Raw genomic sequence first — 18,524 nt, 5'->3', positions numbered from 1 at the left:
CTATCCGTCCGCCTCGGGGCCACAAGGTCGTACGCCGCGTGGATCTGGTGGGTCGGCCGCCGACCACAGCCGTATCCGGTGGTCTGTGAGCATCGTGCGGGACGAGCTGCACAGGCTGATCGACCGGCTTCCCGAGTCGCAGGTGGCGCCGATCCTGACTGTGGTGCGCGAGAATACCCCGACTGAGGACGGTGGGGACGAGTGGCCGCTGCCGGACTTCGTGGGCGCCCTGTCCAGCGGCAAGGGCGATCTTGCAGCCCGGTCCAGTGAGATTCTGCGTGAGGAGATGGGGCGCGAACCCGAATGATCGTCTGGGGCACCGGCCCGCTCGTCGCCGCCGCTGGCACGGCTGTCGACCAGGCACGATGCCCAGTGAAGCCCGAGCGGGCAGCATCGTCGAATGGTTCGAACGTGTGTTCCGTAACTGCCCCAGCCTACTCGATGCCTCAGTAGTGGTACCTGCATTGAGCCATGCGGATCTCGTCGCCGCTAACCTTGTAGATGAGTCGGTGCTCGTCGTTGATGCGCCGCGACCAGTAGCCCTGAAACCCGTGCTTCAGGGGCTCAGGCTTGCCGATGCCGTCGTTCCCGTTGCGGGCGATGTCCTGGATCAGGGTATTGATGCGCTTGAGTATCTTGCGGTCCTGGGTTTGCCACCATACGTAGTCTTGCCAGGCGTTCTCGTCCCAGACGGGCTTCACTCCGCAAGGTTCCGGACGACGCCGCCGCCGCTCTCGAGCCGGTCGATGGCGATCAGCAGTCGGCGCGCGTTCTCCGGGCTGCGAAGCAAGTATGCCGTCTCCTTGAGTGACTGGTAGTCATCCAAGGAGACGATCACCACCGGCTCGTGGCCGGCGCGGGTGATGACGACCTCTTCCCTGTCCTCCGCCACAGCCGTGAGAACTTCTGCGTACCGTGCACGTGACTCCGAGTAAGTCATTGTCCTCATGGCATCCTCCTCGTTTGTACGGAAAGTTGTACGTACAGAAAATTGTACGTCCCGAGTTGGGGATCGGCAAGGGTCCTTGGTGTACCGGCCCCCCGTCGAAGACTGACCCGGCTCGACCAGCCGCCGGCCGATACCAAGCGGCCTGGCACCGAAGCGGCCTGGCACCGAAGCGGCAAGGTCATCATCCGAATCGAACATGCGTTCCGCACCTACCTGGCCCAACACTGCGACATTCACCGGTGAGACAGACTCCTGGACCGACGCCGCATTGGGCTACAAACTTTGTCCGCGGACATCAGAGAAACCCGCCGCTGGCTATTTGTCCAAGCGCGTTGGAGGGCGGCCGGACCCACCGCGCCAGCGTCTCCGTTTCTTCCTCCGACACGATTAGCTCTGCTGTGGGTCGTCCTCGTCGCGCCATGACTTGATCCTCGAGGACCGACCACCAAATACAAGATCGTAGAGGGTGTTTTGGAAACGAATTTCAGACGCAGGACCCTAGTAGGGGTTTTCGCGATCGATCTGGTCCCAGAGTTTGTCCGCACTGGACGCGCACACGAGGAAGTGGAGCGCAGTCGCCCCGAAACCGTCGCGCTGTCGATCGCTTACAACCGGCGTACCAGAAGGTCCTCGAAAGAAGTCCGGGCGGGGGTGTCGGATCGGGGCGGAGGTGTTCGTTGTAGGGGTGAGCGGCCGCCCACGAGGGGGCCCCCAAAGCACAGGAGATGATCCGAGATGCAGTACATGGTTTCCGTGATCTTTGACAAGGATGGCTTGGCCACCCCGGCGGAGCAGGCCGCGATCGACGTGTTCAACGACCGGCTTGTGGCCGAGGGCCACTGGGTCTTCGCCGGCGGCCTCGGGGCGCCCGGCACGGCCACTGTGATCGATAACCGGGGTGGGGAGGCGATGTTCACCGACGGGCCGTTCCTGGAGTCGAAGGAGTTCCTCGCCGGCTTCTGGATCATCGAGGCCGCGGACCTCGATGTGGCGCTCAAGCTGGCCGCCGAGGGGTCGAAGGCCTGCAATCGGAAGGTCGAGGTGCGGCCGTTCCTGTGAACAGGGTCGACGTCCGGGAGGCGATCACCCGGGCCCACCACGAGGAGTGGGCGCGGGTGATCGCCGCCCTGACCAGGCGTTTCGATGACCTCGACATCGCCGAGGAGGCAGCGGCCGAGGCGTTCGCGACCGCCGTCGAGCGCTGGCCGGCCGACGGCGTGCCGCCCAACCCCGGCGCCTGGCTGACCACCACCGCCATCCGCAAGGCCATCGACCGGATCCGGCGCGAGAACAAGCGCGACGACAAGCAGACGGAGGCTCAGCTGTTGTACGACGACGACCCGCCCGAGCCTGTCGGCCTCATCGACGACGAGCGGCTCCGGCTGATCTTCACCTGCTGTCACCCGGCGCTGGCGATGCAGACCCGCGTGGCGCTGACGCTGCGCATGGTCGGTGGTCTGACCGTGCCCGAGATCGCCCGTGCCTTCCTGGTACAGGAGGCCGCCATGGGGCAGCGGATCACCCGCGCGAAGGCCAAGATCAAGGCGGCTCGCATCCCTTATCGGGTGCCGTCCGAGCAGGATCTCCCGGCACGCATCTGCGGCGTGCTCGCCGTCCTGTTCCTCGTTTTCAACGAGGGCTACCTGGCGACTGGCCCCGACACCGATCCCGTACGTCACGACCTGACCGCCGAGGCGATCCGGCTCACTCGCCTGATCCGTGCCCTCATGCCGCAGGACGGTGAGGTGGCCGGTCTGCTGGCGCTGATGCTCCTGACCGAAGCCCGCCGTACGGCCCGGGTTTCGGGCAGCGGCGAACTGGTCGCCCTCGACGAGCAGGACCGCGGGGCCTGGGATGCGGCGCTGATCGCCGAGGGCCATCGGCTGGTGCGCGAGCGTCTGGCCGCCGGGGTGGCTCCGGGTCGCTACCAGATCCTCGCAGCGATCAACGCCGTGCACACCTCCGCCCGCGATGTACGCGACACCGACTGGTCGCAGGTTGTCGCCCTCTACGACCAGCTCGTCCGCCTCGACCCCTCGCCGATCGTCGCCCTCAACCGGGCCATCGCGGTTGCCGAGATCGACGGCCCGGAGGTGGCGCTGGCTGCTGTCAACCGTCTTGAGGACACGTTGGCCGGCTATCACGCCTACCATGCGACCCGCGCTGACCTGCTGCGCAGGCTGGGCCGCAGCCAGAAGTCGCGCGCGGCGTACGACAAAGCCATCAAACTGGCGGGCAACACCGCTGAGACCGCCTACCTGACCCGCCGCCGGGACCAACTGGGGTAGTGCATTTCCGGTATCGGTGAACAGTCGAGAACGGTCGCCGCCGATGGGACCGGTCACCGCCGGGATGGCCGGGACGACACAACCGGTATAACGATCAAGCCGACCTAAAGGGATGTTTCACATATCCGGCCTGTAGTGCACATATGGTTCATGCAACACCCTGTGAAGGCAGCGATGTTCTGGTTCTGGGTCTGGGTCTGGGTCTGGTTCGTCGGGTCGTTCGGGTGCGGGGTTCAGGGGAGGCGGCGGACGGCGTGCACGGCCGTGTCGTAGAGGTCGAACAGGTCAACCTTACCGCCGAGGAGCATCCATTCCTCCGTGGCGGCCTGCAGGCAGATGATCGTTGCGGCGGCGATCGCGCGTGCCTCGAAGGCGCGGCGGTCGGAGTCGGGCAACCGGGGCTCGATCAGTGGGGCCAGCAGATCCCGCCAGCGGGCCTGCTTCTCGAGGTGTCCGGCCCGCAGGGAGTCGTTGCCGAACAGCAGCGTGACCATCTCAAGCCGGTGCTCGGCGGTGATTTCGATCTCCTCGAGCACCTGGAACGCCGCGCGCAGTGACGCCCAGGGGTCCTCGTCGGCCGGGCGCTCGGCGAATCGCGCGGCGATCAGGTCACCCTGTTCGGAGAGGCCGCTGAGCGCGAGGTCCTCCTTGTTGCGGAAGTAGTTGAACAGGGTCCGTCGGGAGACACCCGCGGCGGCGGCGACCTCGTCGACCGTGGTGTGGGCGTAGCCCTTGGTGGCGAACAGTTCGAGAGCGGTTCGGGCGAGCAGGGAGCGGACCACGGCGCGGGTCTGCTCACGGATGGGTGTCTGAGCCATGCACTCATGGTACGGCGATTCCCTCAATGCAGACCCTTGCACTCAATGCAGAAACCTGCGTAGAGTGTGACCATGGCCACGATCGACTGCCGTCACCAGACCGCCATCGTCACCAGAGTCAGCTCCGGTCTCGGCGCGGAGTTCGCCGCGCCGCCTATCTCCGCGACGGGGCACCGTCACTGACCAAGCGACGCAGTGATCTGAAGAAGTTCAGGGCGGCTCTGCTCGCACGGCGCGGCGCCATCGAGGAGGCGATCAACACCCAGTCTGTCGATCTTTCCCTACGGTGATCGTGACGACGCCATCGGCTGCGTGAACGCACGACCGCGACCGCTCTCGCTCTGCTACTTCGGCGCCAACGACGCAGACCGGCGGAAGGTGCTCGAGCGGACGACGTCCGGCAACGTCACCATCAACGGCACGATCACGCATGTCGGGCAGGATGACCTTCCGTTCGGCGGTGTCGGCGAAAGCGGCATGGGCCAATACCGCGGAATCGAGGGATTTCGGACGCTCGGCTACGCCAGGGGCATCTACGGACAAGGCCGCTGGAACACCATCAGCCTCCTGTGCGCGCACTTCGGTAGGCGGGCCGACCCGCTGCTCAACTTCTTTCTCCGATAGCGGCATCATCGACGTACACCGGCTCTCATTTTCATACTCGGCCCTGAAGCAGAGGAAAGGCTCATGTCGACCAACGCAACAGCAATCGTGGTGCGCGGCTCGTGCGCGTGCGGCGCGAATACCTTCGAAGTGACGGCAGGGGTTGCGATGCAGCGGTTCTACTGCCACTGCCTGTACTGCCAGCAGTTCATGGGAAAGCCTTACACCGATGTCACTTTCGTGCGCGCCAAGAATGTCGTGGTGCACGCCGAGCGCGTGACCTTAATCAACCCGAAGCTGCTGCCCCCGGGCTTCGCCCACGGGCGCGGCTCCCGGTTCGGCAATCCCGACCGGGGACGCTTCGCGAAATGCGCGCGCCTGAATCGCGGCCGCTGCGACGAGTGCGGCCAGCCATTCATCGAAACCATCGGTGGATCAGCCGGAATGGTATTCATCCCCAGCAACAACTTCGCGGACCAGGCTGCGCTACCGCCCGTGCAGCGCCACATCTACTACCGGCTGCGCGAGCAGGATGTCGCCGACCAACTTCCCAAGCACCACTATTTCGCCGGCAGCCAACTGGCGATCTACGGAATGATCAGCCGACTGTTCCGCCGGAGTTAACCACGTCCAGCCGGCGTGGCTCGGCTCACCAGTACCTCGCGTGGGGCAGTCAGTCGCAGCACGATCGATCTATGAAGATCGTCAGCCGTTGACGATCACCCCAGAATGGAGCCATCCGTGAACGAGTCCAGCACAGTCGTCTTCGAGCGTCCGACCCCGAAGATCGCCACGATCACCTTCTCGAACCCGCCGGCGAACGTGGTCCTCGCCGAGACCGCGGTCCGGTTGTATGAGATCGTCCGGGAGCTCGAAACCGAGCCCGAAATCCAGGTCGTCGTCTTCAGGAGCGACGTGCCCGACTTCTTCGTGAACCACTTCGACCTCGCGGCCATCGACGACCTCCCCGCCCCGGACGGCGAGAACGCGCTGCCGATCTGGACGGACCTCGTGCTGCGGCTCCCGAAGGCTCCGTACATCACGATCGCGTCCATCCGCTGAAGCGATCACGGCGACGCTGACCGCTCCGTGGGAGCAGGTCGTCCAGAACCTCAAGAAGATCACGCTGCCGGTGCTGTACGCCAATGGCGCACACGACGTCATGATCGATGCGTTCGCCTCCTACGCGGCGGTCCAGGAGTTGCCGAACGCCAAACTCGTCCTCTACAGCGACGCCGGACACGCCTTCCTGTTCCAGCACCTCGAGAACTTCACCGCCGAGGTGAAGGACTTCCTCCAAGACTAGGAGCGTCCGGCAACAGGGGTGTGGATCAAGGAGTGGGGCTGGGGTACGTAGATCGCGAGGCGGAGGAGGGAGGCACCGGAGGTGTTGGGTGTCGACCGACGACAACGAAGGGGCGAGGTCCGAGGTGAAGTGGCCGGCACGACACGGTGTCCGACGCCAGCTCCTGGTGATCGTCGGACTACAGGTACACAACTGTCGGTCGGTGCCTGTTCGCATTGTCGCCAGTGGGGAACCCGGACGCTTTGGGGGAGACCAACCGGCTGGAAGGGGTCAGCGGGCGATGCAGGGTGACGGCTGGTCGGCCAGCGTGGATCTGCCGTTCACCGCGCAGGCCCCGGCTGCCGCCCGCGAGGTGTTGCGCGGCCTGTTGATCGCCTGGGGGCGTGAGCAGCAAGCCGACGACGCAGCGGTGGTGGTGGTGTCGGAGTTGGTGACCAACGCCGTCCAGCATGCTGGCGAGCAAGGGCAGCTCCACCTCAGCCTCGCCGCCAGAGAAGGTGTCCTGCGCCTCGAACTCGCAGACGGGTCGGCGCTGCGCCCCGTGGCCCCGGAGCTCAGCGACTCCGACGAGCGGGGCCGCGGGATGCACGTCGTCGACCCGGAGCCCGACCGTCGACCAACCGTGCGGGCCGTCGCTCGCGGCTGGCCCGCACCCTGCTGAACTCCGGCACCGGGCTGCACCAGCACCGTCGCACCTCGCTCCCGATCCTGGCCTGGCCGTCGCCACCGGTCCGCTCGGCCGCCACTGCGACGACTGAGTACCTCCGAGCGCCGCTCGGGATCGTCGGCAGGACACCAGGTCGTAGGGGAGCCCGGACGCGGCAACATACCTACGGCTGCCGTGAAGAAAAATCTGTTGCCGTCGCAGTAGACATGGAGCACTGCATCGGCTAGAGTTCCTGTTGTAGCCAAGTGAGTGAGCGATACGCGCCAGACATGAACTGGTGCGAGCGCTACGGCGGCCCAGAGGGGGCCACCGCGCGCGTCGTGGATGTTCGGCAATACCTGTGGAGTAAGAGCGTCAGTTCGGTAGACCCCGGATGGGAAGGTGGTTCCCGGTTACGCATCTGCGACCCCAACGCCTCCGCCCTCTCTGGTGGAGATGCGCAGACAGATAGCCGGCGCAGTGGGCCGGTAGACGGTGTTGAACCTCGCTCGGGGCCTTGGTGCCGTACGGCACCAAGGCCCCCCGACGTGTCCCGAAAGGTGCGATGGCCCCAGAAATCGCACCGAGACCCGCCGACAGCCTCGACGACGACGACTACCCCGCCTACACCGTGGGCCGCGCAGCGGCGATGCTCCAGACGACACCTGCCTTCCTGCGGGCCCTCGGCGAAGCCCGTCTGATCACTCCGCTGCGCTCCGAGGGCGGACACCGCCGCTACTCCCGCTACCAGCTGCGCATCGCTGCCCGCGTCCGCGAACTCGTCGATCAGGGCACCGCCGTCGAGGCCGCCTGCCGCATCCTCATCCTCGAGGATCAACTCGTGGAAGCCCAGAGACTCAACGACATGCTGCGCAATTGCGCAACCGACGGGCCGTCCGTCGAACCGTCACAACGAAGCCGGCCCGTCTGAGCAGGGTGGCCTGCGTCTCGTGGTCAGCTGGCGACCCTGCGACCCTGCGACCCTGCGGGTAAGGCCGGCGTTGGCAAACGTCCAGGTCACAGAGGGCGAGAGGATTCCACGCCGTTGCGGACGAGTTCCACGTCCCACCACTGCGGATGACGTCCAGGTCGTCGATACTGTCTGCGCCGGCAGCCATCCCGGCGATGATCGAGATCAGTTTCGGTGTCGCGTTGGCCGCCCCGGACGTGACCCGCTCATCGACAAACCGCACATGCTTGTCCAGCAGCGGCGGCAATCCCCCGGCAACGGCACCAGCCCCGCGTGCGACACGAGATTGCCCTCGTCGAACACCGCGCTGTCACAGGAGCGTGAGAAGAGGTCCACGGCCGCAAGCCAGCTGCGCCCGCTCACCCGCGCGGCGCGGGCCGGCAGGAGCACGGAGACATCGGTCAGGATGTTTCCGCGGGTGGCGTTCCGATGAATTCGCCGCCGACCGGATGCCGGACTTCGCGTGTCATGTGTGGTCTCCGCCGGTGAGCACCATGTGCCGGGCCGTCCTGCGCCAGCGCGCGGGCTGCCCGAGCCCGCCGGTGGCGGTGCACGAAGGCGGATCGGGTCAGAAGCGGTACGGCCCGAATCGCCCCCACGCGATCGCACCGAGCAAGACGAGAAAGACGACGTTGAACGCCGCCGCCGGTGTCTCGGAGCGGCGCAGGTGCACGACGCTTCCGCCGACAACCAGGGTGAGGCCGCCGACCGTGAGGAAAGTAGCCGCGAGCAGAGCCTGGAAGATCCATAAGGCGATATTCATGAGCATCTCCGCGTACAGGAACGCTGGTGGCTTCTGGGTGACGGTGCGACGTCGCCGGCGTCAGCCGCGGAGGAAGACCGCGTGGATCGTGATGGTGTTCTTCATGGCGGCCATGCCCATCTGGTTCCAGGTCAGGCCGAAGGCCGATCGGTAGGCGGCGCTGTCGAAGAAGTCCGCCGACCGCAGATGGTCGTCCCGCTTGCGGTTCTTCGTGTCGATCGACGCCGAGTGCACCGTGAGGGTGCCGGAAGCCTCGCCCGTCGCGGTGAGGGCACCCTCGCCGGACAGCTCCCGGAACGTGCCTTTTACCGGCGCGAGCCCCCACATGCTCTTGGTGTGGAGCTCGACCGTCGACCGGCTGGGGTCCAGCCGCCATGGCCCGGCGAGCGAGCCGTCGGCGAGGCGCGCCCGCAATGTCGCGGCCTCGATGGTTGCCACGTATCCTCCAACAATTTTGTTCATCATACCAAACTAATTGGTTAGCCGAACCGTATAGACTGGCGACGGTCGGTGTCAAGGAAGGGCGGCCACGGAATGGCAAAGCATGCCGGTGAGGCCGAGCACAGCGCGTTGTGCCTGCGGCTGATGCAGCTCATGCCGCGTATCGCCCGGGGCATGCGCCGCTCGCAGGACCGTGCGGCACCGGCGACGCAGAGTCCGCTCAGCCCGCGCCACGTCGCCGTGCTGGAGCAGCTCCGGGACGAGCCGTTGACCGTCGGCACGCTGGCGGCCCGGCTGGAGTTGACCCTGTCCACCGTCAGCGGCGTGCTGGCCGACCTGGACCGCGCCGGGTTCGTGATCCGCGAGGCGGACGCCGGCGACCGGCGGCGCACCATCGTCAAGATCTCGCCGCAGAAGGTAGGGCTCGTCGACGAATGGCTCGATGACGCCGCCGAGCCCCTGTTGCGCGTCCTTAACCAACTGGATGCCAGCGAACGGGCGGCGTTCCTCAAGGCCATGGACCTACTCGAGGCCGAATTGCGCGTCCAGGACAGCGCACGCTGAGTACGTCGGCCGGGCGGGCTCGCGAGGCCGCCGTCGTGATGCACAGCGCCACGACCCGCAGCAGCGGCGCCGCCCGTACCCCGGATGACTTCGCAAGAACGTCCCGCCCCGCGGTGATAGATCGGCACCCATGCAGCCTGTTGGGATGCAGCCGGGTCGCCCGCGAGAATGCCCTGATGAACGTCCAGGTGTCCGCGCGCCGGGCATCCCAGATCTACAGCTCGCCCTCGAAGTCGACGACCACGGGTTCAGTGTCATGGCCAGGTCCGACAAGTCCACGGCCGTATACAGCGAGGACGGCGGTGAAGTCATGAGCTGGGCGAACTACTCCTGACCGAGGCGTGAGCGCCACCGCAGCTGCCCTGGTCATCCGCCTGCGCGCATGGTCGCCCGGGCAGGTCCTGCTCGCTCAGTTCGCTCAGCGTGCCCATCGCTCGGTCCAGCAGCACGGACAGCGGAGTCGTCCCGTCGCTGGCCATCCAGGCGTCGGTGGCGGCGTCCAGGCAGGCGATCGCTGACGCTACGAGTGCCCGGGCGCGGGGGTCGTCGGCGGGTTCCGGGCCGCCGCCGAGCCGACGGGAGATCTCCGGCACCAGGACGCTCTGCCAGCCCTGCGTCTTCTCCCACCGGCGGGTCATCAAGGCGCAGGCGTCGCTGAGCAGCCGCATCACGTTCAGGGACTGCCCGGGCTCGTCGGCATTGACTTGGGTGACCATGTCAAAGGCGCGACGCAGCGAATCCCAGGGCCGCTCGTCGGCGGGGCGGGCGCCGAGCGCCGCGGCGACCTCGTGACCGAACTCTGCGAGAGTGCCGAGAACGACCTCCTCCTTGGTGCCGAAGTACCGGAAGAAGGTGGTACGCGACAGACCTGCCTCGGCGGCGATCTGATCGACCGTCGTCTTGTCGAAGCCCTGCTCGGCGAAGAGCCGGAACGCGACCTCGCTGACCTCGGCGCGCATCGCCTGTCGCGTCCGCTCGCGCAGCGAGAACTGCGCGGTGCCGCGGGAGGACGAAGTCCTGGAGGTTTCGACCACACCAAAAGTGTATACAGACGCGAAGTAGTACTCAGTCCCATATCATGCTACGGTTCCTGATGTTGACTTCGTACCACACCTCGAAGAGTTACTCCCATGAGCAAGATCTGGTTCGTCACCGGTTCCTCCCGCGGCTTCGGCCGCCGGTTCGCCGAGGCGGCGCTCCCACGCGGCGACAAAGTCGCGGCGACTGGAGCGATCCCGTTTCTGTGGACAGCGGACCTGAAGTTCACTGTCTGAAAGGAAGGGTCGTCATGGGGTCGACTCCCCGGAAGTACACGCAGGAGTACAAAGACGAGGCGGTAAGGTTGGTGCTCGACTCCGACCGATCGTTAGCCGAGGTCGCGAGAAGCCTGGGCATCAACGAATCAACCTTGGGGAACTGGGCGACGAAGGCAAAAAAGGACAGCGATTCCGACGAGAAGCCGCTGTCGGTATCAGAGCGCGCCGACCTGATCGAGCTCCGGAAGAAGTGAACCGCCCCGGCTTCGGTGGAGACTCTGTCCTTTGAGAGGATTAGAGTCGTGCCCGCTCCCAGGAAGTACCCCGACGAGCTGTGTGAACGTTCGGTTCGTCTCGTGTTGCAGATGCGACGTGAACATCCCGCAGAATCGCATCGCGCGATCTCAACGATTGCACAGCGACTGGATGCTCATCCGGCGACCCTCCGGCTGTGGGTGAACCAGACAGACGTCGACCAGGGCGTGCGCCCGGGAACGACCACCGCAGATGGCGCTCGTATCGCCGAGTTGGAACGTGAAAACCGTGAACTGCGGCGGCCTAACGAGATTTTGAAGGCCGCGTCGGTTTTCTTCGCGCGGGAGCTCGACCCGCGGCTGCCGCGGTAGTCGCTTTCATCGACGAACACAAGGAAGACCTGGGCGGGGTCGAGCCGATCTGCGACGTCCTACAGATCGCCCCATCCACGTATTACGCCGCCAAGAACCGGCCCCCGTCGGCCCGCGCACAGCGCGACGAACAACTCCTGATCGAGATCCGCCGAGTCTGGAAGGACAACCACGAGGTGTACGGCGCGCGGAAAGTCTGGCGTCAACTCAACCGGGAAGGGATCAAGGTCGCGCGGTGCACCGTCGAACGGATCATACGCGCCGCTGGGCTCACCGGCGCCCTGCACGGCGGCGGACGGCCCCGGACGACCCGCGCCGACCCCACAGCCGTACGGCCTGCTGACCTGGTGGACCGGCAGTTCACCGCCGCCCGACCGAACGCCCTGTGGGTCGCGGACATCACCTATATCCCGACGTGGTCGGGAATGGTGTATGCAGCCTTCGTGACCGACATCTTTTCCCGACGGATCGTCGGCTGGCGACTCGACACGACGATGCGGACAGACCTTCCCCTTGATGCTCTCGAAATGGCGATCTGGGGCCGGAAGGACAGCTCGCTCAACGGGCTCGTGCACCATTCTGACCGAGGATCACAGTCCACGTCAATCCGCTACACCGAACGGCTCGTCGAAGCCGGCGCGACACCGTCCGTGGGCAGCGTCGGGGACTCGTACGACAATGCCCTGGCGGAGTCCGTCAACGGCATCTACAAGACCGATCTGATCAATCGTAAAGGTCCGTGGCGGACAGTCGATGACGTCGAGCTCGCGACATTCGAGTGGATCGACTGGTACAACCACTGCCGCATCCACAGCGGCTGCGGCGACATGCCGCCGGTCGAATTTGAATCAGCCTTCTACCTTCAGGACGAAGCTGCTGTGCTGGCCGAAGCGTAAGCATCCCGGTCTCTAAAGAACCCGGAACGGTTCAGTCCAAGCCAGGCTTGCTGTAAGGCATCTCTGATGCAACGTGGTGGCGGGCCGGCGACGCACCCAGAGAGCATGGCGCGCCAGCGCCGCGCGCAGCCGTCGCGCGGCGCGGCCCGTGCCGCGCTCTTATCTAAAACCGAGTAATTCGGCAACACGCAAGGACCTGTCATGTGCATGCCGTGTTAGGTCAGGGTTCTATGCCGACCCATGCGGCGATGTTGCGGAGGGATTCGGTCGAGCGTCTTTCGGCGTGGGCGATTCCGGCGATGGTCTCGCGGACCATGGGATGGTAACGGGTCTGCTGGGGGCTGATCCTTCTGGCGCTTTGGAGTGAGACCAGGGATGCCTGCCGGTGCCCGGTCAACAGCTGTGCTCGGGCGAGGTCGATGTAGTGATGTCCGAGTCGTGCGGGGGGTAGAGCGGGGGAGATTGTCAGCTGCTTACCGCGTCGTATCGCCAACGGCCCGTCCACGAGTTCGACGGCGAGTCCGACTCCCCAGATTCCGATGTTCGAGGGGCCGAACCACAGGCCGTAATGGTTGGGCTCGCCGTCTAGTCGAGCGGCGTAGGCGGCTGCCTCGCGCCAGTGTTCGTCGGTCCGGACGGGGTCGGCGGCACGGGCGGTCGCGAGCGCGGACCGCAGATGCAGGTAGCCGAAAACCGACAGGACCTCCGGTGCGTTGCTGGCAAGCAGGGGTTCCAGTTGGTCGCGGGCCTGTTGGAGGAGTTGCTGGGCCTGGTCGTGGCGGCCGACTGCCACGAGATCCTGGGCGTGTTTGGTGATTCCCAGGGTCATGCACAGCGGGTCTCCGGATGCGGCGGCGATGGTGTCGTAATGGTTGGCGATGACGGTGGAGAGGTCGAAGTAGCCGAGGTTCTGGGTGAAGCCGCGGGCGGCGCCGAACGCTTGCGCCCACTGTCGCATGACCTGTTCGCGGTCCTGTCCGCTGGTGGTATGCGCGGCGAGGCGGAGATCGGCGAGCAGGGTTGGGAGGCGTTCACCGATCAGGGCCAGATCTGCTCGTTCGGCCGCGTGGGTGATGGCGGTGACCGCGGCGGACAGGGCGGGCAGCGACGGGGTGGGCCGGTCCTCGGACGGGGTGAGGGCGGTGGCGAGGATCTCCTGGCGTAGCCGGGGCACCATGTCGTGCACGGCGTGGTCCCGGTCGCGGGGTGCGCGGAACGGCTGGCCGGTGAGTTGGCCCCGGTCGACGTCGAGTGCGCGGGCTACGGCGGTGACCAGGGCGGGGGATGCGGGGCGGCGTCCTTGTTCGACCTTTGTCAGCAGGCTGTGGGAGACATGCGCGCGGGCGGCGAGTTGCTGCTGGCTGAATCCGCGGAGCTTGCGTTCCGCGGAGATCCTCGCGCCGATGTGCGGTCCGGTCATCCGCATCTACCCCGTCCAGGCGATCGCTTGATGTGCGCCCAGGGTAACCGGGATGCGGCTGTGTCTGCACTGTGCCACTTCGTCGCGCTCCGTTCCGCTTACTGTCCGCACCGGTAGCACAGTGGTTCCTGTCCCGAAAGGAATGATCGATGGCGGATATCGAACCGGTGTACGGGCTGGTCAGGTTTGAGGGAGAGACGCAGCGGCGGGTGTCGGCGATCGTGCTGGTCTTTGAAAGTGCGGGTGCGGCCGACCGCTTTGCCCGCTCGGCGAGGATGGAGGACTACGCGGTCGGGCCGGTGGAGTTCCTCGTTACCGCTGCGGCAGCTGGTGTCCGCTGGAACGAGGCGGACCGGTGAACGGGGAGCCCGTCTTGTCGAACGCGGCGGCTCTGCGCGCTTACGCTCTCGCGGTCATCGCACAGGATGCGGCGTATGACCGAAACCCGCAGGGTGACCCGGTGCTTTTGACCTCGGACATGCGCCGTGGTCTGCATGCCGCTCTCAGTGTCGAACCCGCACCGCTGCTTACCGCCGGTCCCGCGGTCACCGTAGGGGAACAGGCCGCCTTCCGGTCCGGTATCCAGGCCGCGCTCGACATGGTTTACAGCGCCGTTGCCGTCGCTTTGGGTCCGGAGCAGCTGCGTCATCGACAGCGCTTTGTGCGTCGGCGGTCCGCTCGCCGGTCGTCACCGTCGTGCGCGGGTGCGCGCCTGCCCGTTGCCACTGACGCGATCCGCGGTGCGGAAACAGGCGGTAGTAGGGAGCCGGGCACACTTGTCGATCTTGAGTCGTTGCTTCTCCTTGACGGTGATGGTCGGCTGCTCGTCCCGTTCGGCCACACCACGTCGTGGGCTGTATGCCATGCCTGGGCTCACGCGCAGGCCATCCGACCCGGTGTCCGGCTGCCTGTGCAGATCGACGATCCGCGTAACCGCCAGACCTGGCGGATCACTCCAACCGGGTGTAGCCACTCTGTCTGGCTGCCCGGTGAACCTACCTCCAGGTTTTGTCCGCTGACATCCGAGCCTGGACTGGGGAGCTGAACAAGGGTTCGAATCCAGCCAGAAACCTTTCCGCAACCATGATCCATTCGGTGAAAGTCAACCGCCGAACAATTCTTCGAAGATTCTTTTCGTGGAATGTAAGATGTCGGCGGACGCTGGTGGACGTTCACGAACGCCAGCGGACGGTGCGGAAACGCTGCGGTAGCAATCAGACCGGTCGATTTTCTTCCATTTGGTGTGCAAGCCGGTCCCATGGTGGATCGGGTGTGGGCGGCCGTCGATGTTCCTCACGCTCACCTGCGGCTCGTACGGGCGGGTGAACGGCGATGGCACGCCGGTGGATCCGGATGGCTACGACTATCGGCGGGCGGCTTGCGTGGTCAGGGCTGCTGGTATGAGGACACGACCGGGTATGTGGAGTCTGCCAGGCGGTCAGCGCGGACGGGTGTCCTCGACTCTGACGCCGTGGAGGCGCTGCGACTCCGACGCCGTCGGCAGGCTGCGCAGAAGCTGGCGATGGGTGCGGCCTGGTCGGACTCCGGGTTGGTGTTCACGCAGGCCGACGGGTCAGCCTGGCATCCGGACACCGTGTCGTCTCGTTTCGAGATGCTGTCGAGGCGCGTGAAGCTGCCCAGGATTTCGATCAAGAATCTGCGGCACAGTTCGGCCACGTTGGGGCTGGAGTCGGGGGAGACGCTGAAGGAATTGTCCGAGCGACTCGGTCACTCCACCATCACGATCACTGCCGACACGTACGCCGCGGTGACTCCGGCAACGGCTCAGGAGTCGGCCAAACGGCGTGCCGCGGCAGTTCCACGGAAAGTTCGTGCACACCAGCGTGAACACCAGGGCACTTCTGAGGCGCCGGAGAGGCTGCCAGGACAGAGAAAGCCCAGGTCAGCGGGGGTGGACCTAACGCACCAGAATAAGAACCGTTTGATCTTTGTTCAGGGTCCCGAAATCACCGTCCGCCCGGTCTCCGCAAGGCTCCTGACCAGGGGCGATGCCGAGTGAGCGCGGGGTCGACAACATCATCGACAGAATCGAACACGCGTTCCGCACATCTGGTAGTTCCGGACGCCGCGGTCCGCCTGGTCACCGTGATCGTGGGGATCGTCGTCGGGCTGACGTTCCTCTTCGGCTTCGGCAATGTCGCGACGCTCGGTGTCCGCCTCGGTGTGCCGACGTACGTCGCGTTTCTCGTGGCGCCGGCGGTCGACTTCTCCGTCGTCGCGCTTCTGCTCGGCATGCGGCACCTCGCCCTGCACGACGGACCGGTGGAGGTGCTGCGATCAGCGCGACGTCTACTCATATTCTCGAGCACTGTAACGCTCGCGTTGAACATCGCGGAGCCCCTCATCGCCGGCCATTACGGCAAAGCCGCGTTCGACGCCGTCGGACCGCTGCTCCTTGTCGGCTGGGCCGAGGTTGGCCCAGGTCTCTTGTACGCGATGCAAGTCACAGCAGCCGGCCACCGTCCGGCCGAATCGCGGGCTGCCGACAGCCCGTCCCCGCCGGGGATCAAGCGTCGGCAATCGACGCCCGCGCCCGCTGTCGAGCCGATGCGCAACCGGACTACTGCCCTGGATTCGCTGTCACGCGAGGCCGCACGCGAGGCACGCAGGCAGGACCAGCTTCACCGGGCCCGCGCCGAGGACGTGCTGCATTGGCAGGAGCACCAACGTCCGATCTCCGCTGAGACGCTACGTAAACGGCTGGGCGTCGGCACCGGCACCGCCCGCGGTTTGGTCACCCAGTTGCGTACCGATACCCACATCGCGCTTGACGGTCAGGTCGACCCAGCGGCGACGTAGAGCGCCGTGACCCGATTCCGTTTCGGTCGGCTTTCAGACGCAGTCATCGTCGGCTTGTTGAGCTGAGGGCGATGAGGAAGCCGAGCGTGCGGGATGATCCGTCGTCCCGCGCGCTCGGCTGGCGGTGCCGACCGGAGACGGCACGAGCCTCGGGTGCGCTGGGAGTCGCCCTCCACCGTCATGCGTCGAGAGGTTCAGGGCCCGACCGCCGCTGGCGGAGGATCATGTGGGCCGCCCGTCGCTCGGACGCGGATCGCCCGTTCGAGCGGGGCCGCGGAGCGGGACCGAGTTCGTTGTAGTCGGTTCTCGGCGATAACGGGAGCCCTACGGGTGTCCCGCATCGGCGCCGAATGCTGTGCGGTGGTCGTGAGCCCAAGCGCGGAACGCGCGGGCCGGATGGCCGAGGATGCGGTCGACATCGTCGGTGATGACTGCGTTACCGCCGTCCCGGACGAGCTGGTAGCCGTCGACGGCGGAGTCCGCGATGGACGGATCGAATCCGGCGCGGACCAGCTGCTGGCGGACCGCATGGGGAGGCACGTCAACCGTCGTGACGGTTCGTCCGAGCTCGGCGGCGAGCTGGGCGACCTGGTCGGGAACGCTGAGAAGCTCGGGGCCGGTCAGGGTGTGGGCCGCGCCATCGTGCGCGTCGGTCAGCAGAGCCTCGACCGCGACCGCCGCCACGTCGCGGGGATCGACAACGCCTTGGGCGCCCGTCCCGGTCATGTTGGGAACCGGGTTGCCGGCTCGAATCGCGTCGGCCCAGGACAGCGTGTTGGAGGCGAACGAGCTGGGCCGCAGCGCGGACCAGGTCAGCCCGCTGGCGACCAGCGCCTGTTCGCCGGCACGGTGCCTGGGCGAGGGCAGATTGTCGGCGTCATCGGCTTTCCCGCCGATGGCGGACAGCTTGACAACCTTCCGGACGCCGTAGGCACGGGCCGCCTGAATCATGGCCAGGTCATACTCGGCGACCGAGCCGGCGGGGCTCGGAACGGTCAACAGGAAGACGCTGTCCACACCAGCGACCGCGCTGTGGAGCGAGTCAGCACGTTCGAAGTCGGCCTGCACGACATCGATCAGCGCGCCATCAGGAAGACGGAGACGGGCCGGTTCTCGCGTCATCGCCCGAATCCGAGCGCCCCGGCCGACTAGGAGGCGCAGCACCTCGCGACCGACAGTGCCAGTCGCACCAGTAATCAAGATCATAGGACCATCGTGGTGGCGACGGACCGCGGTTTCTAGGAAATTCCGGCACACCGGTACGGGAGTTGACCTGCGAGAAGCCCCGTCCCCCACGACTACTGTGGTCACCGTGGACAGGCAGCTGCCCGTGTCTGAGGCTGACCGCCCGTGGGTCGAGCGGGTGAGCGTCGTGACCTACTCCAGCGAGGTCGACCCATACCCGTTGATCCACGCCCCCGATCCGGCAACCACCCTCGTGTGGCGGCGAACGGAGGACGGCGACGGCGCCCTGCGAGTCCTCGGGCCCCGCACCCAGGCCGCCTACCACCCGAGCAAGGCCATCCCTCTGTGCATCCAGGTGCGGATCACCATCGGCTTCGTGCCGACGGTGCTCGGGATCGCCGCGCGCGACCTGGTCGACCGAGCCCTGCCCCTCCACGAGCTGTGGGATAGGTCAGCCGACCAGCTCACGGACAAGCTGGCGGGGATCGGCGACGACCCGGCGCGCGCCGCGGCGGTCCTGATAGCAACGCTGGACTCACGTGTCAGGGACGCCGAACCGGATGGGCATTCGCGAGCCAACCTGGTTCAGGCAGCAGCTGCCGAGCTCTCGACCAGCAACAGCGGCGCACCGGCAACTGTCAGCGACGTAGCCCGCCAGGTCGGTGTCAGCGAAAGGCAGCTGCGTAGCCTCTTCGCGCAGACCGTCGGACTCCCGCCCAAGCAGTTCGCCCGTCTCAACCGGATTCGCGCGGTCCTCGACCGCACCGGTCGCCAGCCGTGGGCCCGCCTGGCCAGCGACGCCGGCTACTACGACCAGTCCCATATGACCGCGGATTTCCACCACATCATGCGGGTGACGCCGGGTCAGTTCGCCGCTGGGAAGCTCCCCGTCGTTCCGTGCTGAGGACAGCTCGGCCCCTCGTTCACCGACACCGGTCCTCGACTGGTCCATATCTGTCTCTTATACACATCT

General features: G+C 66.2%; 25 protein-coding genes, 2 pseudogenes and 1 other annotated feature. Of the genes and pseudogenes, 18 read left to right on the top strand and 9 right to left on the bottom strand.

Translation table 11 applies throughout. The annotated features are described in order from the left end of the window. Nucleotides 1–307: hypothetical protein (locus tag U9983_RS19230; RefSeq protein WP_322755369.1), on the top strand; the 307-nt coding region annotated here is incomplete at its 5' end. A 139-nt stretch (nucleotides 308–446) separates the two neighbouring features. Here U9983_RS19230 and U9983_RS19225 read toward each other — a convergent pair. Then, complete coding sequence (locus U9983_RS19225; RefSeq protein ID WP_322755368.1) at nucleotides 447–701, bottom strand: Txe/YoeB family addiction module toxin; 255 nt, start codon at nucleotides 699–701, stop codon at nucleotides 447–449. Continuing rightward, the gene (locus tag U9983_RS19220) at nucleotides 698–949 is read right to left on the bottom strand and encodes a type II toxin-antitoxin system prevent-host-death family antitoxin (RefSeq protein ID WP_322749718.1); all 252 of its coding nucleotides are present in this window, start codon (nucleotides 947–949) and stop codon (nucleotides 698–700) included. The genes U9983_RS19225 and U9983_RS19220 overlap by 4 nt, the downstream gene beginning before the upstream one ends. A 735-nt stretch (nucleotides 950–1,684) precedes the next feature. Between U9983_RS19220 and U9983_RS19215 the strand changes: the two genes are divergently transcribed. Then, nucleotides 1,685–2,008 (top strand): YciI family protein, encoded by a 324-nt coding sequence (locus U9983_RS19215; protein ID WP_416211446.1) that lies wholly within the window; start codon nucleotides 1,685–1,687, stop codon nucleotides 2,006–2,008. Then, nucleotides 2,005–3,237, top strand: a complete 1,233-nt coding sequence (locus U9983_RS19210; RefSeq protein WP_322755366.1) for an RNA polymerase sigma factor — start codon at nucleotides 2,005–2,007, stop codon at nucleotides 3,235–3,237. The genes U9983_RS19215 and U9983_RS19210 overlap by 4 nt, the downstream gene beginning before the upstream one ends. Nucleotides 3,238–3,470: 233 nt before the next feature. On the opposite strand, the gene U9983_RS19205 is transcribed toward U9983_RS19210, so the two are convergent. Continuing rightward, nucleotides 3,471–4,055, bottom strand: coding sequence for a helix-turn-helix domain-containing protein (locus tag U9983_RS19205; protein WP_322755365.1), 585 nt, complete (start codon nucleotides 4,053–4,055; stop codon nucleotides 3,471–3,473). Between the two features lie 267 nt (nucleotides 4,056–4,322). Here U9983_RS19205 and U9983_RS19200 point away from each other — a divergent pair, with 267 nt between their 5' ends. The 6 genes from U9983_RS19200 (at nucleotide 4,323) to U9983_RS19175 (ending at nucleotide 7,541) form a co-directional block, all read left to right on the top strand. Continuing rightward, complete coding sequence (locus U9983_RS19200) at nucleotides 4,323–4,679, top strand: aldehyde dehydrogenase family protein (RefSeq protein ID WP_322755371.1); 357 nt, start codon at nucleotides 4,323–4,325, stop codon at nucleotides 4,677–4,679. A 63-nt stretch (nucleotides 4,680–4,742) separates the two neighbouring features. Further along, nucleotides 4,743–5,282 carry a hypothetical protein gene (locus U9983_RS19195; protein WP_322755364.1) on the top strand — a complete coding sequence of 180 codons (540 nt, stop codon included), beginning with the start codon at nucleotides 4,743–4,745 and terminating at the stop codon, nucleotides 5,280–5,282. Nucleotides 5,283–5,399: 117 nt separating this feature from the next. After that, nucleotides 5,400–5,720 (top strand): hypothetical protein, encoded by a 321-nt coding sequence (locus tag U9983_RS19190; protein WP_322755363.1) that lies wholly within the window; start codon nucleotides 5,400–5,402, stop codon nucleotides 5,718–5,720. A 4-nt stretch (nucleotides 5,721–5,724) separates the two neighbouring features. Further along, nucleotides 5,725–5,964, top strand: a complete 240-nt coding sequence (locus U9983_RS19185) for an alpha/beta hydrolase (protein WP_322755370.1) — start codon at nucleotides 5,725–5,727, stop codon at nucleotides 5,962–5,964. Between the two features lie 280 nt (nucleotides 5,965–6,244). Further along, nucleotides 6,245–6,625: an ATP-binding protein gene (locus U9983_RS19180; RefSeq protein WP_322755362.1), complete on the top strand. Its 381-nt coding sequence runs from the start codon at nucleotides 6,245–6,247 to the stop codon at nucleotides 6,623–6,625. A gap of 550 nt (nucleotides 6,626–7,175) precedes the next feature. Then, the gene (locus U9983_RS19175) at nucleotides 7,176–7,541 is read left to right on the top strand and encodes a MerR family transcriptional regulator (protein WP_322755361.1); all 366 of its coding nucleotides are present in this window, start codon (nucleotides 7,176–7,178) and stop codon (nucleotides 7,539–7,541) included. A 133-nt stretch (nucleotides 7,542–7,674) separates the two neighbouring features. Here U9983_RS19175 and U9983_RS19170 read toward each other — a convergent pair. From U9983_RS19170 to U9983_RS19160, 3 genes and pseudogenes are all read right to left on the bottom strand, one after another. Then, a pseudogene (locus tag U9983_RS19170) lies at nucleotides 7,675–7,916 on the bottom strand (IS1380 family transposase); the annotation flags it as partial. A 232-nt stretch (nucleotides 7,917–8,148) separates the two neighbouring features. Continuing rightward, nucleotides 8,149–8,343 (bottom strand): hypothetical protein, encoded by a 195-nt coding sequence (locus U9983_RS19165; RefSeq protein WP_322755360.1) that lies wholly within the window; start codon nucleotides 8,341–8,343, stop codon nucleotides 8,149–8,151. A 60-nt stretch (nucleotides 8,344–8,403) separates the two neighbouring features. Further along, a complete protein-coding gene (locus U9983_RS19160; RefSeq protein WP_322755359.1) occupies nucleotides 8,404–8,781 on the bottom strand; it encodes a YceI family protein in 378 nt (125 codons plus the stop codon). Between the two features lie 96 nt (nucleotides 8,782–8,877). Between U9983_RS19160 and U9983_RS19155 the strand changes: the two genes are divergently transcribed. Next, nucleotides 8,878–9,348 carry a MarR family winged helix-turn-helix transcriptional regulator gene (locus tag U9983_RS19155; RefSeq protein WP_322749722.1) on the top strand — a complete coding sequence of 157 codons (471 nt, stop codon included), beginning with the start codon at nucleotides 8,878–8,880 and terminating at the stop codon, nucleotides 9,346–9,348. 308 nt (nucleotides 9,349–9,656) lie between these two features. Here the strand turns inward: U9983_RS19155 and U9983_RS19150 are convergent, their stop codons facing one another. Further along, on the bottom strand, nucleotides 9,657–10,382 hold the full coding sequence (locus U9983_RS19150) for a TetR family transcriptional regulator (RefSeq protein WP_322755358.1): 726 nt from the start codon (nucleotides 10,380–10,382) through the stop codon (nucleotides 9,657–9,659). A gap of 96 nt (nucleotides 10,383–10,478) precedes the next feature. On the opposite strand from U9983_RS19150, the pseudogene U9983_RS19145 reads away from it, so the two are divergent. From U9983_RS19145 to U9983_RS19135, 3 genes and pseudogenes are all read left to right on the top strand, one after another. Beyond that, nucleotides 10,479–10,574 (top strand): annotated as a pseudogene (locus U9983_RS19145) (short-chain dehydrogenase/reductase); the annotation flags it as partial. Between the two features lie 62 nt (nucleotides 10,575–10,636). Next, nucleotides 10,637–10,858, top strand: a complete 222-nt coding sequence (locus tag U9983_RS19140) for a transposase (protein WP_416211445.1) — start codon at nucleotides 10,637–10,639, stop codon at nucleotides 10,856–10,858. Nucleotides 10,859–10,906: 48 nt separating this feature from the next. Next, a protein-coding gene (locus tag U9983_RS19135) for an IS3 family transposase (protein ID WP_322755356.1) occupies nucleotides 10,907–12,126 on the top strand; the annotation gives its coding sequence in 2 pieces (ribosomal slippage) (nucleotides 10,907–11,189 and nucleotides 11,189–12,126; 1,221 coding nt in all). Then, nucleotides 11,188–11,304, top strand: a sequence feature (AL1L pseudoknot). It overlaps the preceding gene by 117 nt. Before the next feature lie 220 nt (nucleotides 12,127–12,346). Here U9983_RS19135 and U9983_RS19130 read toward each other — a convergent pair. Beyond that, complete coding sequence (locus U9983_RS19130) at nucleotides 12,347–13,546, bottom strand: helix-turn-helix transcriptional regulator (RefSeq protein ID WP_322755355.1); 1,200 nt, start codon at nucleotides 13,544–13,546, stop codon at nucleotides 12,347–12,349. A gap of 149 nt (nucleotides 13,547–13,695) precedes the next feature. On the opposite strand from U9983_RS19130, the gene U9983_RS19125 reads away from it, so the two are divergent. The 4 genes from U9983_RS19125 to U9983_RS19110 all read left to right on the top strand — a co-directional run bounded on the left by U9983_RS19125 (nucleotide 13,696) and on the right by U9983_RS19110 (nucleotide 16,366). Next, nucleotides 13,696–13,905: a hypothetical protein gene (locus U9983_RS19125; protein WP_322755354.1), complete on the top strand. Its 210-nt coding sequence runs from the start codon at nucleotides 13,696–13,698 to the stop codon at nucleotides 13,903–13,905. Next, complete coding sequence (locus tag U9983_RS19120) at nucleotides 13,902–14,591, top strand: hypothetical protein (protein WP_322755353.1); 690 nt, start codon at nucleotides 13,902–13,904, stop codon at nucleotides 14,589–14,591. Before U9983_RS19125 ends, U9983_RS19120 begins: the two co-directional genes overlap by 4 nt. A 375-nt stretch (nucleotides 14,592–14,966) precedes the next feature. Then, nucleotides 14,967–15,566, top strand: coding sequence for a tyrosine-type recombinase/integrase (locus U9983_RS19115; protein ID WP_322755352.1), 600 nt, complete (start codon nucleotides 14,967–14,969; stop codon nucleotides 15,564–15,566). Continuing rightward, complete coding sequence (locus U9983_RS19110; RefSeq protein ID WP_322755351.1) at nucleotides 15,563–16,366, top strand: hypothetical protein; 804 nt, start codon at nucleotides 15,563–15,565, stop codon at nucleotides 16,364–16,366. The genes U9983_RS19115 and U9983_RS19110 overlap by 4 nt, the downstream gene beginning before the upstream one ends. Before the next feature lie 324 nt (nucleotides 16,367–16,690). On the opposite strand, the gene U9983_RS19105 is transcribed toward U9983_RS19110, so the two are convergent. After that, nucleotides 16,691–17,572 (bottom strand): NAD(P)H-binding protein, encoded by an 882-nt coding sequence (locus U9983_RS19105; protein WP_322755350.1) that lies wholly within the window; start codon nucleotides 17,570–17,572, stop codon nucleotides 16,691–16,693. A gap of 124 nt (nucleotides 17,573–17,696) precedes the next feature. On the opposite strand from U9983_RS19105, the gene U9983_RS19100 reads away from it, so the two are divergent. Further along, nucleotides 17,697–18,455 carry a helix-turn-helix transcriptional regulator gene (locus U9983_RS19100; protein ID WP_322755349.1) on the top strand — a complete coding sequence of 253 codons (759 nt, stop codon included), beginning with the start codon at nucleotides 17,697–17,699 and terminating at the stop codon, nucleotides 18,453–18,455. Nucleotides 18,456–18,524: the final 69 nt, after the last annotated feature.

This window comes from Protofrankia sp. Cas3 (assembly GCF_963555955.1).
GTDB lineage: Bacteria > Actinomycetota > Actinomycetes > Frankiales > Frankiaceae > Protofrankia.
Note: the sequence above shows the minus strand (reverse complement) of the source record. Positions and strands in the feature narration are given on the sequence as shown.

Bases quoted from the DNA above. Each gene is read 5' to 3' on its own strand.
- U9983_RS19220 (WP_322749718.1), bottom strand. From the start codon at position 949: ATGAGGACAATGACTTACTCGGAGTCACGTGCACGGTACGCAGAAGTT.
- U9983_RS19215 (WP_416211446.1), top strand. From the start codon at position 1,685: ATGCAGTACATGGTTTCCGTGATCTTTGACAAGGATGGCTTGGCCACC.
- U9983_RS19205 (WP_322755365.1), bottom strand. From the start codon at position 4,055: ATGGCTCAGACACCCATCCGTGAGCAGACCCGCGCCGTGGTCCGCTCC.
- U9983_RS19195 (WP_322755364.1), top strand. From the start codon at position 4,743: ATGTCGACCAACGCAACAGCAATCGTGGTGCGCGGCTCGTGCGCGTGC.
- U9983_RS19180 (WP_322755362.1), top strand. From the start codon at position 6,245: ATGCAGGGTGACGGCTGGTCGGCCAGCGTGGATCTGCCGTTCACCGCG.
- U9983_RS19175 (WP_322755361.1), top strand. From the start codon at position 7,176: ATGGCCCCAGAAATCGCACCGAGACCCGCCGACAGCCTCGACGACGAC.
- U9983_RS19165 (WP_322755360.1), bottom strand. From the start codon at position 8,343: ATGAATATCGCCTTATGGATCTTCCAGGCTCTGCTCGCGGCTACTTTC.
- U9983_RS19155 (WP_322749722.1), top strand. From the start codon at position 8,878: ATGGCAAAGCATGCCGGTGAGGCCGAGCACAGCGCGTTGTGCCTGCGG.
- U9983_RS19140 (WP_416211445.1), top strand. From the start codon at position 10,637: ATGGGGTCGACTCCCCGGAAGTACACGCAGGAGTACAAAGACGAGGCG.
- U9983_RS19130 (WP_322755355.1), bottom strand. From the start codon at position 13,546: ATGACCGGACCGCACATCGGCGCGAGGATCTCCGCGGAACGCAAGCTC.
- U9983_RS19125 (WP_322755354.1), top strand. From the start codon at position 13,696: ATGGCGGATATCGAACCGGTGTACGGGCTGGTCAGGTTTGAGGGAGAG.
- U9983_RS19105 (WP_322755350.1), bottom strand. From the start codon at position 17,572: ATGATCTTGATTACTGGTGCGACTGGCACTGTCGGTCGCGAGGTGCTG.